The organism is Prauserella halophila (assembly GCF_024171895.1).
GTDB lineage: Bacteria > Actinomycetota > Actinomycetes > Mycobacteriales > Pseudonocardiaceae > Prauserella > Prauserella halophila.
In genome coordinates, this window is the sequence record NZ_JAMTCQ010000013.1 from 179,358 (window position 1) to 194,537 (window position 15,180).

The window sequence follows — 15,180 nt, forward strand, 5'->3', positions numbered from 1 at the left end:
GCGCAGCAGCACGACGGTCCCGGAGTCTCCAGTACGCGGCGAAAGGTGCTCGGTACGAGTGCGGGGGCCGGACCGGTGGCGTCGTTGTCCAGGGCATGGATGTGGTGACCCGTCCGAGAACCGAGCTCGCAGACTGCCCTTCCGATTCCGGCGGCGGCGCCGGTGACCAGCATCGAGGTGTCACTCATCGGGTCGGTCCGAGCAGCGCGTCGACGTCCGTGTAACGGGCCAGCGCGTTCGGATCGACCTCGATGCCGAGTCCCGGCGTCTCCGGTATCGGCAGCATGCCGTCGGTGTCGAGGGACCAACGTGTGGTCAGGATGTCGTCGACGTAAGGAGAACCCGTGACGTACTCGATGAGGTCCGTGTCCGGCAGCGCCGAGGCGATCTGAAGGTCAGCCGCGAGGCCGACGGCGGTGTTCCACCCGTGGGGAATCAGCTGGATGCCGTGGTCGTGTGCGCTCCACGCGATTCGACGCAGCTCGCTGATGCCGCCGACCTTGGTGACATCGGGCTGGACGATGTCCATCGCGGCGCGTTCGATCCATGGCTGGAAGCTCTGGCGACGGGTCAGAACCTCGCCACCCGCGATGGGGACCGGGGCGTGTTCGCGCAGCCGGGCGTAGTCCTCGATCGCGTCCGGCGGCAACGGCTCCTCGAACCAGGCGACGTCGTATTCGCCAAGCATGTGGGCGGTGCGCAGGGACCACTTGTATCCCTGGTTCCAGGCGCCGTCGCTGGCACCTGCGTCGACCATGAGCCGCGCGTCAGAGCCGACGGTCTCACGTGCCGCGGTGATGATCTGTTCGTCGAGGCGATTGCTGACCCGCCCGAAGGGGCCCCAGCCGATCTTGAAGGCGGTCCATCCGGCGTCGACCAGCGACCGCAAGGACTTGGCGAGCTGGTCGGGCTGGTCCATGAGCAGCGACGCGTATGGTCGTACCCGGTCGCGGTAACGACCGCCCAACAGCCGACCGACGGGCTGGCCCGTGGCTCGTCCCAGCAGGTCCCAGAGCGCGGAGTCGACGCCACTGATTGTGTGCGTGATCGAACCACCGCGACCGAGCCAGAACGTGGCGCGGTGGAGTTTCTCGGCAACACGCTCTGGTTCGAGCGCGGTCTCCCCGATCAACAACGGGCGCAGCACATCGAGAGCACCACGGACCAACAACTCGCTGGTGAAAACACTGCCCAAGCCAACGGTTCCGGTGTCCGTGTGGACCGCGATCAGTGTGTGGACGACGTCATCGGGCTGGAGTTCCTCGGTCCAACCGCCCTCGGGGGTTGCACCGCGAAGACCGGCAGCACAGATGTCGGTGATCTTCATGTGTTCCTTTCATTGACAGTCCTCAACAGACCGGTTTCTCGGTGGGGTTTCACCCACGGGGCAGGAAACGCCCTGTCCGAGTGCCGAGGTGGACTCCGTCTCGTACGACAAAAGTGCCGTTGACGAGCACGTGGGGCACACCGCGGGCGTATGCACCGCGATAGGTTTCGGTGTCCTCGTCGGCCAGCCGTTTCAGATCGACCACGGCGAGATCGGCAAACGCGCCCGGGACGACCCGCCCACGGCCGGCCAGCCCGAACCTGTCGGCGACCATCCCGGTCATCTTCCACACGGCTTCCTCCAGCTCAACGGTCTGGCGCCGCAAGACGTGGTGGGCGAGGTAATGCGTATGACCGGTGAAGAACAACGGGTGCCGGGTCCGGTCGGCGAGTCGACCTCCCAGTTGTGTGGTGAACCCGTCGACGCCCAAACAGAACAGCGGGTGGGAAACCGCTTCGGCGACATGCTCGGGAGTGAACAGTCGCCCGAGCAACTGCACATCGGCCATATCCGGGCCGGCCGCGACCAACAGGTCGAAGTAGGTGTCCCAGCAGTCCTGGCCGCGTTTTCGCGCGAGCTCGGGGATCGAAGTCCCCTCCGCCTCAGGCAAGCCGGGACTGCGCAGTAATCCGACTCGCTCCCATTGGCCACGGTGTACGAACCGCCAGTAGCGGTCGCAGTCCTTGCGGACTCGCGCGCGGAGGTGTGGGTCCTCCAGTCGGCGCGCCGCCTCCGCGTAGCCCTCGTCGAGCAACCACGCCGGCAGCAGCCCGGTCGCCAGGCCGATGCCGTCACACAGCGGGGTCATGTCCGCGAGAATGTCGAGGCCGCGTTCGCGCGCGGCACGCAGTTTCTCGACGGCGTCATGCCAAGCCCCGGTCGGTGCTCCGGTGTCGTAACGGACGTTGAGGTGCGAGAGCTGGGCGCGCAGCTGGTGCGTCGAGGCTACGGTGAGGAACTCCTCCACCGCCGGCAGCAGGTCGGCGTCACGGTTGCGGATATGGCTGGCGTAGATCCCGTCGTAGCGACGGAGTGCGCTGGTGACCTCGATGAGCTCACCAGTGCTCGCTTCACGTCCCGCGCCGTACTCCAGGCCTGTGGACAGCCCCAGCGCTCCGGCGTCGAGGGCCTCGTCGAGCAACCTGAGCATGGTGTTCCGGCCATCGGCGGTGACGTCGGAACCGCGTAGGCCTGCGGCCTCGCGCAAGGCGGTGTGCCCGACCAGCCAGGCCAGATTCTGCGCTGTCCCTCCATCGGTTTCGTGCACTGCCCTCAGCAGAGCCGGGAAGCTTCGCCAGTCGACGTCGCCGTAGTAGCCGTATCCGCGGAGTGCCCGCTGCGCCGCGGGCGCGGTGGCATCGCTGAGCGGGCCGTAGGTGACACCGCAGTTGCCTACGATCTCGGTGGTCACGCCCTGGCGGATCGTGCTCTGGGCATCCCGGTTACCCAGGATTGACCAGTCGCTGTGGCTGTGAGGGTCGATGAACCCCGGTGTGACGGTCAATCCGGTGATATCGACGGTCTCGGCCGCGTCCCACGGCCCCGATCCGAGGACCGCGATCCGGTCGCCGCTGATCCCGATGTCAGTGCGGATCCGTGCCTTACCGGTGCCGTCGACGACTGAACCGCCCACCAAAGCGAGTTGCACAGCCGGTGATGCCACGGTGGGCCCTGTCGTCGTCATCGCAGCAGCTCCAGATCGTGCCGGCGAGGCATTCCCCACAGGCACAGCAGGGACACGACCGCGCCCAGGATCAGGTAGAAGGCAGGAGCGGTCGCCGAGCCGATGGCAGTGGCCACGGCTGTGTTCACGAACGGGGCAGTCCCCCCGAACACCGCGACGCCAACGTTGTAGGAGGTGGAAAAGCCTGCCGACCGTAGCCGCGTCGGGAATAGCTCGACGAACAATGCCGCCATCGGCCCTGACGCAGCGGCGTACAGCACCACGAACAGCAGCTGTCCGATAAGCACCAAGGTGACCGACCCGCTGGCAACCATCAGGAAGATCGGATAGACCAACGCCGCGAACCCGACCATGGCTGCTGTCATCACCCGAGTCCGGCCCACTCGATCCGAGAGCATCCCGGCGATGACGATCAGGGGGACCTCGATGACCAACGCGATGGCATTGGTTACCAGTGCTTGATCATGTGGAAGCCCCGTCACGCCGGAGATGTAGGCGGGGAAACTCGTGACGGTGTAGCCGAGTATCGCCAACCCGAAAACGCTCCCGAAAACCAACATCCAGTTGCGTCTCAGCGAGACAGCCGCCGCAGAGGACGTGGCAGGGGGAGGATTCTTCTGTGCCTGCCGGAACTCCGGAGAATCTTCCAGCCGCAGCCGCACGAACACGCCGACGGCTGCTACCACTCCACCAATCAGGAACGGCAGCCGCCACCATCCGCTGTCAATGGCGCTTTCGTCCAACGCCGTAGTCATAACCGTGACAACCCCGGTCCCGAGCAGGAAACCTGCCACGGTGGAGGACTGCACGATTCCGGAATACAGGCCTCGGCGACCGGTTCGTGCGTGTTCGATCAGATAGGTTGCCCCACCGGTCCACTCGGCTCCAACGGCCAATCCTTGCAACATCCGCAACGCAACCAACAAGGCCGGAGCGAGTAATCCTGCCGTGGTATAGGTCGGCAACAGGCCGATCAGGGCGCTGACGACACCAACGATCACCATGGTCACAGCAAGCATGCTGCGGCGACCTGCCCGATCTCCCATCCGCCCGAACAGGATCGAGCCAAGTGGACGGCAGACGAACCCGACTGCGTACGACGCCAACGCGACCAGCAACGACGTAACAGGGTCGTCAGCTGGGAAAAACAGACGAGCGACGACTGGGGCCATCGCCGCGTAGATCGCAAAGTCGTACCACTCCAGAACCGTTCCCAGTACGGCCGCGGTTGTGACCTTCCCCGGCACACGACCGTCGTGTGCCGGGGTGCCAGCAGGCGCGGCGGCAGAACCCTCGATGCCCATCGTTCCTCCTCGACGCTCAACCGGGGGCTGAACGGAAAAGAACTTAGCCAAGCGATGGCAGATGGTCAACCATCTACTATTTGGTATCGTGCAGACATGCACTCTGAATCGGTGGCCCCGGAGAGTCCTCCCGAGTCCCGGCGGGACTGGTTGGTACGGCAGATCCGCAACCGCATCGCCTCGGGGGATCTCGCCGCTGGAGATCGACTCGTCGAACGAGACCTGTCCGCCGTCTACGACCTCAGTCGCGGCCCTGTACGCGAAGCGATCATGGTCCTGGAACACGAAGGTCTCGTCGTGACCAAGCCCTACCGCGGAGCCGTCGTCGCCGACATCGAGCAGGCCGAGATCACCGAGACCTTGGTTCCGATTCGGTTGATCATCGAGCGTGCCGCCTTCCGGGCCGTGGCACAGTCGCGCCCGGAGGCATTACTCGAGAAGCTCCACGGCATCGTCGCCAGGATGGAGCGCGCGTCGGATGCCCGCCTGGATGTGGCGGGGATCGCCGACCTCGACGTGGAGTTTCACGAGTCGGTCATCTCGGCCGCCGGCCATGCTCAGTCACTGCAAATCTGGAAGACCATCCAACCCCGGGTACGCGCCTATTTTCTGCGTGACGCGCCACAGCACGAATCGCCCCGGGCGATCGTCGAACAGCACCGGCTTCTCCTCGATGCACTCGTCGAAGGTCACTCTGAGCAGGTCGACGAGGTAGTCGTCCAGCACATCCAGACATACCTGACCGATACCGACTGAGGTGTCCCGAACGTTCCAGACGTCGTCCGCACAACTGCCGTCGCCGCCTGCAGTGGCGTCGTTCTCTGCTTGCGAGCCGACCACGCCGAGACCTTGGACGAGGACTCGCAATCCCTCCAGCCCCGACTCTCCGGCCTCGACTCTCCGCCTCGCGGACCGATGCCCGGATCGCCGAGAACACGCGCTGCGCCGTGGCTTCCGCACTCGACCCCGGGCCACCTACCTCCGCGGTAGCGGTCCGCGTCTCGACGGTGTTTCGCCGGCCGAATCCTTACTGTGATCGAGGTCTCCGCCGCATCGCATAGGCCAGGAAAGTCGATGTCGTGGGCCGTTCGGCCTTCGACTGAGCCCGGTGAACGCACCGTTCGGCGAACCGTGCGGGGTTGTCATGTGAATGGTCGAGACTAGCCTGGTGGTGCTGGTGGTTCGTCCGTTCCTTCCACCCGACCCGGTCGCGACGGGAGGGACAGACGAGGCAAGAGGGAACCCGGTGCGAGTCCGGGACTGCCCCGCAGCGGTGAGCGGGAACGACAGCCGTCACGAAGCACTGGACGACGTCCGGGAAGCGACGGCCCGTAGGAATCCCGGTGTGCAGCGCCGGAAAGTGCCCGCGAGTCCGAAGACCTGCCACTGGTCCGCGCGCCGAAGGCGCGCGTGGTCCGAGGTCTCGCGGGAGGACCCGACGGACGGCCAGTTAGCGGCGATGCGTGCCGTTTGCCGGCCGACGTGTGCCTCCTTGAGGACCTCGGCGTCCGTATCGTCGAGCTCGCGAGGAGAGAGTGTTGACAAGCACCATCGGATCCACCGTCCTGGGGTATCCCCGTATCGGCCCTAACCGGGAACTTAAACGTGCCCTGGAGAGTTACTGGTCCGGCTCGTCCGACGAAGCCGAACTGCGTGACGTGGCACGGCAATTGCGCGTCGGCTCGTGGACCGTGCTGCGGGATTCCGGGCTCGACTCGATTCCTGGTAACACGTTCTCCTACTACGACCAGGTTCTCGACACCGCAGTCACGGTGGGCGCAGTTCCGCAGCGCTACCGCGAGCTGGGTCTGGACTCGCTGGACACCTATTTCGCCATGGCCCGTGGTGTCGAGTCGACCCCGCCGCTGGAAATGACCAAGTGGTTCGACACGAACTATCACTACCTTGTTCCAGAGATCGGCCCCGACACGACATTCGTCCTGTCGGATCGGACACCGGTCGATCAATTCCGCGAGGCCGCGGCACTCGGCATCACGACTCGGCCAGTGCTGGTGGGACCGCTGACGTTCCTGCTGCTATCCAAATCAGACGGCAATGCACCCGAGGCGTTCCGTCCGCTGGACAGGATCGACGACCTCGTCGGCGTCTACGCCGACCTGCTCGCCGAGCTCCGGCGAGCGGGAGTGGAGTGGGTGCAGCTCGACGAGCCCGCTTTCGCCGCCGACCGCACTCCGGCCGAACTGGAGGCGCTGCGTGAGGCGTACCGCCGCCTTGGCAGTCTGACCGAACGGCCGAAGCTGTTGGTCGCGGGTTACTTCGGCGACCTCGGCGATGCGCTGGGCGTTCTGGCCTCCTCCCCCATCGACGGGCTCGCAGTCGACCTCGTCACCGACCCCGCCGCCGCAATCTCGCTGCCGACACAGACGGGAATGCAGGACAAGACCCTGGTGGCAGGGCTGGTCGACGGACGGAACATCTGGCGCACCGACCTCGACAAGGCGCTGACCACGGCGACGACCTTACTTGGCAGCGCCGGTGAGCTCGCCGTGGGCACTTCGTGCTCGCTGCTGCACGTGCCCTACGACGTCGAACCGGAGGACATCGATCCTCAGATCAAGTCGTGGCTGGCGTTCGCCGCTCAGAAGGTGCACGAAGTGGTCACACTGGGTAAGGCCCTGCGGAAAGGACGAGGCGCGGTGGCCACCGACCTCGACGTCGCACGCGCGGCGATCACCGATCGCGCCAGCGCAGACCGCGCGCGCGATTCCCACGTGCGCGTACGCGTGGAGGCGCTACGCCCGGAGGACGCCCGCCGCGCCGACTACCCGGTGCGCCGCGACGCCCAGGCCACGACACTGGGGCTGCCACCGTTGCCGACGACGACGATCGGGTCATTTCCCCAGACCACCGACGTCCGCAAGGCGCGTGCACAGCTACGGAACGGCAGCATCGACGAAACCATCTACCGCCAGCGGATGCGCGAGGAGATCGAACGGGTGATCCGCCTGCAGGAGGATCTCGGCCTGGACGTACTCGTCCACGGCGAACCCGAGCGCAACGACATGGTTCAGTACTTCTCCGAGTACTTGGAGGGGTTCACCTCCACCCACAACGGCTGGGTCCAGTCATATGGATCCCGGTGCGTCCGCCCACCCATCCTGTTCGGCGACGTCTCACGGCCACGGCCGATGACAGTCGACTGGGCGACCTATGCCCAGAGCCTCACGTCGCAACCGGTCAAAGGGATGCTCACCGGCCCCGTCACCATTTTGGCGTGGTCGTTCGTCCGCGACGACCAGCCGCTCGTCGACACGGCCAAGCAAGTCGCCCTCGCGATCCGCGACGAAGTGCACGACCTCGAAACGGCCGGAATCAGGATCGTACAGGTCGATGAACCGGCGCTGCGGGAGCTACTGCCGCTGCGCGCGGTTCAGCACAAGGAGTACCTGAACTGGGCCGTCGAGTCATTCCGGCTCGCGACCTCCAGCGCCGCCGACACCACCCAGATCCACACGCACCTGTGCTACTCGGAGTTCGGCGACGTCATCGACGCGATCGTGGCACTCGACGCCGACGTCACCAGCATCGAAGCGGCCCGTTCGCGGATGGAGGTACTCGACGACCTCAACGACGTCGGCTACACCAAGGGCGTCGGACCGGGGGTCTACGACATCCACTCTCCCCGAGTTCCCCAGAGCGCCGAAATCACCCACCTTCTCCAAGCCGCGTTACAGGCCGTTCCGGCCGAACGACTGTGGGTCAACCCCGACTGCGGCCTCAAGACACGCAGCTACGCGGAAGTCGAACAGGCACTACGAAACATGATCGCCGCCACTGCACAAACGCGCGCCAGGCTAAACTGACCAGCCGCGGGGGTGGGCCGACGCTCCGCTCGGCGGCCCACCCCCACTCCGGCGTGCCGCCCGGCCCTGCGAAATTGATTCACAGATTCACGGATGTCGAAAACCCGTCAATCCCACCAAACCCACGTTCCGAGTACCTGACCGCAGCGCGCGGCTTCGAAGCCGCGCGCTGCGGTCAGCCAGCGAGGTTCGCACAACCGCGCGCACCGCTGCTTCCGTCGAGTACAGGAGTACGGCCTCACCGACGACAAGGTGAGGACCCGGAGCGACCGCGATTGTGGCGAACCAATCCGTGTCCAGAACCGACCCCGAGAATCGGGACACGGTCGGTGTCGTCGAAGAACCTTCGACGCAACGCGATCGCGTCAGGCAGGGCAAGGTCGAACCGACTCGCCCGGCCATTATCCACCAGGTGGGAACGCGTAGTTGGCCCAGCACCGGGCGCGACCTCCCAGCGTCCCGCGCCCTGCCCTACAGCGGTATCGACAATGTCTCCTGCACCACTCCCAACCGCACAGGTAGCTGCCCAGCAAACACGCCCACGTCGACACCTCATTCGTCATGGTCCGCTCGGTGCCGCCCCGTGACGGGGCGGCACCGAGCGGCGTTCTCACCACCGCTCGCAGCGGGGTCGCCAACGCAACGGATGCCGCCCTCTCCGTCACTGAACTTAGGATAGCCTAGCCTAATCGACATGAAAAGACTTCGCCCGGAAGCGACGGGCCGCGCTCGGTCACAGTCCTGCCCACAACACCCGACCGAGTTCGCGGACCCCGCGCCCCTGTTGACACTGCCCGACGGCCCGGCCGAGATCGCGCACGCCGACTTCGCCAAAACGGGAGCAGTGTCGACACACCCATATTGGGGGATGCGAGGTCATCGATCACAAGATGTAGCATGTTCGGTGTTGGTGGTCCGCGGATGCCGTGCGACGGTGTCCGCGGGGCAAGAGGGAACCCGGTGTGAATCCGGGACTGCCCCGCAGCGGTGAGCGGGAACGACCGCCGTCAGAAGCACTGGATCGCAACGAATCCGGGAAGCGACGGTCATTAGGTCGGCACGAGGTGCCGGTGCCTGCGAGTCCGAAGACCTGCCACCGGCGCGCGTACTGGCAGTGCGCGCTGTCCCCGGCCTCGCGGGAGGGCCGACGCGGACGACGAACGAGGGCAGATGACTGCGCTGTGGTTCGTCGCACGTCCGGCTGTTCGCGAGTGCCGTCCACGACCTCGCGAGGAGAGAGCGACGTGACAGAACCGGCCACCGCCGTATCACCCACCGCCCCGAAACCGTCGCCGACCGTTCGTGTACTTCGACGCGACGGCACGACGTCCGACTTCGATGCCGGCAAAATCGCGGGCGCGCTGACCGAGGCTTTCGTCGCCGTCGAAGGTGACAGCGCCGCGGCGGCGCAGTCGCGCCTGCACCCGCTGGTGTCGGACCTGACCGAGCAAGTGCGCGCCGCCCTGACACGACACGCAGGCCCAGCACCGGTACTGCACATCGAACAAATCCAGGACCAGGTCGAACTGGCGCTGATGCGCGGCGGTTATCACCAGGTCGCACGGGCCTACGTGCTGTACCGGGAAGAGCACGCCGCAGCACGGCGGGTCACCACCAAATCGGACGACGACACCGCTCCCGCCCTGACGGTCGTCGGCAACGACGGGGAAAGGCGGCCACTGGACTGGACACGGGTGTGCACGATCGCCGACCGGGCCGGCTCAGGTCTGTCCGACGTGGACGTGCCGGCCGTGCTGCGCGAACTCCGGGCCGGTCTCTACGACGGGATGAGTGCGGCCGAGCTCGATGAAGCACTCGTCATGGCCGCGCGCACGTTCGTCGAGCGCGCGCCGGAGTACTCGCAGATGAGCGCGCGACTGTTGCTGGACACGCTGCAACGGGAGGCGCTGTCGTTCGTCACGGGTGAGCCGGCGGAGACCGACCAGCAGCAGATCCGTGTCCACTACGCCACCTACTTCGTCGACTACGTGCGGCGCGGTGTCGAGCTGGACATGCTCGACCCCGAGCTGGCCACCTTCGATCTCCAACGCCTCGGCGACGCCCTCGAGGCCGATCGGGACCTCGCATTCGATTTCCTCGGCCTCCAGACGCTCTATGACCGCTACTTCCTGCATCACGACGGCAAGCGCTTCGAGTTGCCGCAAGCGTTCTTCATGCGCGTGGCGATGGGGCTCGCGTTGCGCGAGGACGATCGGGAGGCACGGGCGATCGAGTTCTACCGGGCACTGTCGTCGTTCGACTTCATGTGCTCGACGCCGACACTGTTCAACGCCGGCACCACGCGACCGCAGCTTTCGTCGTGCTTTCTGACCACGGTGGATGACGATCTGAACTCGATTTTCCAGTCGTATCGCAACAACGCCCTGCTCGCGAAGTACTCGGGCGGACTCGGGAACGATTGGACCCCGGTCCGCGGACTCGGCGCGCACATCAAGGGCACCAATGGCACCTCCCAGGGCGTGGTTCCGTTCCTGAAGATCGCCAACGACACCGCGGTCGCGGTCAACCAGGGCGGCAAACGCAAGGGTGCGGCGTGTGCCTACCTGGAGACCTGGCACATCGATGTCGAGGAGTTCCTGGAACTGCGCAAGAACACCGGCGACGACCGGCGGCGCACACCTGACATGAACACCGCGAACTGGGTTCCGGACGAGTTCCTGCGCCGGGTGGAGGCCGACGAGAAGTGGACGCTGTTCTCCCCGGATGAGGTGCCGGATCTGCACGACCTCTACGGAGCCGAGTTCGCCGAACGGTACCGGCACTACGAGGCCGCCGCCCAGCGCGGCGAGATCAGGGTGTTCCGGCAGGTCCGCGCGCTCGACCTGTGGCGGCGCATGCTGACGATGCTGTTCGAGACCGGGCATCCGTGGATCACCTTCAAGGACCCGTGCAACCTGCGCTCGCCGCAACAGCACGCCGGTGCCGTGCACTCGTCCAACCTGTGCACCGAGATCACGCTCAACACCAGTGCCGACGAGGCCGCGGTCTGCAACCTCGGATCGGTCAACCTGGCCCGGCACGTCACAGCCGAGGGCATCGACCACGAACGGCTGGAACGCACGACCCGGACCGCGGTGCGGATGCTGGACAACGTCATCGATATCAACTTCTACACGATTCCCGAGGCCAGCAGGTCGAACCTGAAGCACCGCCCGGTCGGGCTCGGGCTCATGGGATACGCCGACGCACTGTTCGCCCAGCGGATCCCGGTGTCGTCGCCCGAAGCAGTGGAGTTCGCGGACCACAGCATGGAGCTCGTCTCTTACCATGCGATCGCCGCCTCCAGTGAGCTGGCCGGCGAGCGTGGCAGCTATACGTCGTTCGACGGATCGTTGTGGAGCCGAGGGATCCTGCCCATCGACTCGCTGCGTTTCGTCGACGAGGCACGCGGCAGGGACGCCGAACTCGATTATTCGTCCACTCTCGACTGGGACAACCTGCGGGAACGCGTGCGCACACAGGGTATGCGCAATTCCAATGTCATGGCTATCGCACCGACGGCAACCATCTCCAACATCTGCGGTATCACCCAGTCGATCGAGCCGGTCTATCGCAATCTCTACGTCAAGGCCAACATGTCGGGCGACTTCACGGCGATCAATCCGTCACTGGTACACGATCTGCGGGCACGTGGCTTGTGGGACGAGGCGATGGTCGCCGATCTGAAGTACTCCGATGGCAGCGTCCGCGCGATCGACCGCATCCCCGACGAGCTGAAGGAACTATACGCGACCGCGTTCGAGATCGACTCCTCGTGGCTGATCAAGGCCGCCGCGCGCCGGCAGAAGTGGATCGACCAGGCTCAGTCGCTGAACTTGTACGTGACAGGCGCCAGCGGCCACACACTCGACGCGCTGTATCGGCTGGCGTGGCGCAGCGGCCTCAAGACCACCTACTACCTGCGATCCACCGCGGCCACCCATGTGGAGAAGAGCACCCTGCGTGGCACCGACGGCAAGCTCAATGCGGTATCGGCCCAGCTGGCCACCGGAAAGCCAACCGACTCGACAGCATCACCCGGAACGACAGCATCACCCGGAACGACAGCATCACCCGGCACGACACCGGCGCCGGTGTCGGCCTGTTCGGTGGATGAACCGGAGTGCGAAGCCTGCCAGTGACGAGCACACACGACCCGCGACCACGCACGCCAGGAAAGAGATCCACCACCATGACCAATGATCCCACCGCCGTCGCCGCCACGACAGGCCTCGGCGCGATCCACCGAGGCGCCGGCCGGGTCGACGCCGGCGAGAAATCGATGATCAACGCCCGTGCCGACGTCAACCAACTGTTGCCGATGAAGTACGGCTGGGCTTGGGAGAAGTACCTCGCCGGATGCGCCAACCACTGGATGCCGACCGAGGTGTCGATGCAGGCCGACATCGCGCTATGGCGCTCGCGTGACGGGCTGACCGCCGACGAGCGTTTGATGCTCACACGCAACCTGGGATTCTTCGCGACCGCGGAGTCCCTGGTGGCCAACAACACCGTGCTCGCCGTCTACCGCCACATCACCAACCCTGAGTGCCGCCAGTACCTACTCCGACAGGCGTTCGAGGAGGCCGTGCACACGCACACGTTCCAATACATCTGCGAAAGCCTGGGACTGGACGAAGGCGAGCTGTTCAACGCCTACCGCGAAGTCCCGGCGATCGCCGACAAGGACTCGTGGGCTCTGCGCTACACGCAGAACCTGGAGAGTCCCGGCTTCGCGACCGGCACTCCGGAGACCGACCAGGCGTTCCTGCGGGACCTCATCGCGTTCTACGTCGTGTTCGAAGGCATGTGGTTCTACACCGGGTTCGCGCAGATCCTGTCGCTCGGCAGGCGAAACAAGATGGTCGGTATCGCCGAACAGTACCAATATATCCTGCGCGATGAGTCCGTTCACCTGAACTTCGGTATCGACTGCATCAACCAGATCAAGCTGGAGAATCCCCACCTGTGGAGCCCACAGTTCCAGGATGAGGTGCGGCATATGCTCGCCGAGGCATGTGAACTCGAGGTCGCCTACGGCCGTGACACCATGCCCCGTGGCATCCTGGGGATCAACGCCGACCTGTGCGCGCAGTACATGCACTTCATCACCAATCGCCGCTGTGTCCAACTCGGACTGGAACCGCTGTTCGCCGAGGTCGACAACCCGTTCCCGTGGATGTCCGAAACGATGGACCTACAGAAGGAGAAGAATTTCTTCGAGACCAGGGTGGTCGAATACCAGTCTGGCGCCACCTTGGACTGGAACTGAGCTCACAGCCGAAGGTCCGTGGGCGTCTCCGCGATATCGACGCGGAGACGCCCACGGGCTGCGCTTCTCACTGTGTAGCGGGCCGCAACGACCTCATCGGATCCCTCGGGCACGCCGTGCGTCGTGCCGGGTGGCCTTGGCAAGCCCGTGACTCTGGGCAGCGACGGCTGGCAGGAACCCGGTTGACCGCCGCAAGTCCCCGCGTCCGATGCCCGGCCGCACAGCGGTATCAACACCGCAACCTGTACCACGGGGCTGCTGAAGGGGTGTGACTCTGAGTTCGGTCCGCCGGGACGGCCACGTCGCCGGCTGCACGTTACACGGCGATCGTGGAGGCCAGTTCCGCAGTCAGAAGGCGCAGCAAGCCCGGTAGCGCCACCCCATGCGCGGCTCGATGGGCCAGATCGGCGCTGCCGGTGACAACGCCGCCGCACCCGGCTCGGCCGACTCACCCCATCGAATACGAAACCATCACGACCCAGACCGCCACCCCGACGGCCTCACCACTGCCACAGCTTCCCTCAGCAGCCCCGGCCGACTCAGCCGAGGCAGTCAGACGACGGCCAGCCGGTGTAGCTCTCAGCGAGGTACGTTGATCCTGCCGTGGACCGGACCACAGCGGAAAGCTCGGCAACCTGGCGGCGCAGATCGAACTCGTCGGCCTGTGGTGGACGGTGCAACATCGAGGTCATCCAGTAGGAGAAGTGCTGGGACCGCCACACCCGGTCGAGGGCGCGCTCGGAGTACTCCTCGAGCAGATCGTCGTCGCTCTTGGTCAGCGCCCGGTCGAGAACCTCGGCAAGAACGCGCACATCGGCGAGTGCAAGGTTGAGACCTTTCGCCCCGGTCGGCGGGACGGTGTGGGCAGCATCGCCGGCAAGCAACATACTGCCGTAACGCATCGGCTCGACAACGTTACTACGAAAACGCAGCACCGTCTTGTCAACGATGGGGCCTTCATTGAGATCGCAACCGTTCGCCCCGACACGGGCCTGAAGCTCGGCCCAGATCCGATCATCCGACCACGCGTCGACATCCTCGTCGGGATCACACTGGAAATACATGCGCTGCATCGTCTCGGTACGCTGGCTGATCAACGCGAAACCGCGTTCGGAGTGGTTGTAGATCAGCTCCGGTGCGCTCCTGGGCGCCTCACAGAGGATACCGAACCATCCGAACGGATACTCCTTGCGGTACTGGCGAAGGTCGGAGGCAGGGATCTCGTGCCGGCACATGCTGTGGGAACCATCGGCACCCACGAGATACCGGCAGCGGACTTCCTGCGCGGTTCCCTCGGAGTCGGTGAACCGAATCGACGGCCGATCACCGGTGATGTCGTGAACAGTCGTTCCACTGACCCCGAACCGCACATCGGCACCCGCGGCCGCACGGGCATCGGCGAGGTCGATGAACACCTCGGTCTGCGGGTACAACCACACGGAGGCCCTGGCGAGCTCCTCAAAATCGATGTGGTGCACCTCGCCGCCGAACGCGAAGTACGTGCCGTGATGCTGGTGACCCTCCCGCAGTACTCGGTCGGATACCCCGGTATCGGCGAGCAAACGAACACTGTCGGCTTCCAAGATGCCCGCACGGACAGTCCGTTCGATCTCGAGCCGGCTGCGATGGTCGACAACAACAGAATCGATACCCCTGCGGGCCAACAGATGGGAGAGCATCAGGCCGGCCGGACCTCCACCGACGATGCCTACCTGTGTCGTGGTGATCCGTGGTGCACTCATGCTTCGTTCTCCGCTTCGTCGAGGACC

The 15,180-nt window shown here is 65.3% G+C and carries 8 protein-coding genes and 2 riboswitches; of the genes, 4 read left to right on the forward strand and 4 right to left on the reverse strand.

Annotation, left to right across the window (positions count from 1 at the left end):
- Positions 1–184: 184 nt before the first annotated feature.
- Genes LY41_RS20170 through LY41_RS20180 form a run of 3 tightly spaced genes read right to left on the reverse strand, consistent with a single transcriptional unit; the run spans position 185 to position 4,315 of the window.
- Positions 185–1,327: a mandelate racemase/muconate lactonizing enzyme family protein gene (locus LY41_RS20170; protein ID WP_253865751.1), complete on the reverse strand. Its 1,143-nt coding sequence runs from the start codon at positions 1,325–1,327 to the stop codon at positions 185–187.
- 49 nt (positions 1,328–1,376) lie between these two features.
- Positions 1,377–2,960 (reverse strand): N-acyl-D-amino-acid deacylase family protein, encoded by a 1,584-nt coding sequence (locus LY41_RS20175; RefSeq protein ID WP_253865752.1) that lies wholly within the window; start codon positions 2,958–2,960, stop codon positions 1,377–1,379.
- A gap of 47 nt (positions 2,961–3,007) precedes the next feature.
- On the reverse strand, positions 3,008–4,315 hold the full coding sequence (locus tag LY41_RS20180) for an MFS transporter (RefSeq protein ID WP_253865753.1): 1,308 nt from the start codon (positions 4,313–4,315) through the stop codon (positions 3,008–3,010).
- A 96-nt stretch (positions 4,316–4,411) separates the two neighbouring features.
- On the opposite strand from LY41_RS20180, the gene LY41_RS20190 reads away from it, so the two are divergent.
- From LY41_RS20190 to LY41_RS20205, 4 genes are all read left to right on the forward strand, one after another.
- Positions 4,412–5,071, forward strand: coding sequence for a GntR family transcriptional regulator (locus LY41_RS20190; RefSeq protein WP_301297382.1), 660 nt, complete (start codon positions 4,412–4,414; stop codon positions 5,069–5,071).
- 418 nt (positions 5,072–5,489) lie between these two features.
- A riboswitch (cobalamin riboswitch) is annotated at positions 5,490–5,706 on the forward strand.
- 147 nt (positions 5,707–5,853) lie between these two features.
- A complete protein-coding gene (metE, locus tag LY41_RS20195; protein WP_253865754.1) occupies positions 5,854–8,139 on the forward strand; it encodes a 5-methyltetrahydropteroyltriglutamate--homocysteine S-methyltransferase in 2,286 nt (761 codons plus the stop codon).
- 894 nt (positions 8,140–9,033) lie between these two features.
- Positions 9,034–9,251: riboswitch (cobalamin riboswitch) on the forward strand.
- A 132-nt stretch (positions 9,252–9,383) separates the two neighbouring features.
- A complete protein-coding gene (locus LY41_RS20200; protein WP_253865755.1) occupies positions 9,384–12,281 on the forward strand; it encodes a ribonucleoside-diphosphate reductase subunit alpha in 2,898 nt (965 codons plus the stop codon).
- A 50-nt stretch (positions 12,282–12,331) separates the two neighbouring features.
- Entirely contained in the window at positions 12,332–13,411 is a 1,080-nt protein-coding gene (locus tag LY41_RS20205) for a ribonucleotide-diphosphate reductase subunit beta (protein ID WP_253865756.1), read from the forward strand.
- 539 nt (positions 13,412–13,950) lie between these two features.
- On the opposite strand, the gene LY41_RS20210 is transcribed toward LY41_RS20205, so the two are convergent.
- On the reverse strand, positions 13,951–15,153 hold the full coding sequence (locus LY41_RS20210) for a 4-hydroxybenzoate 3-monooxygenase (protein WP_253865757.1): 1,203 nt from the start codon (positions 15,151–15,153) through the stop codon (positions 13,951–13,953).
- Between the last annotated feature and the right edge of the window lie 27 nt (positions 15,154–15,180).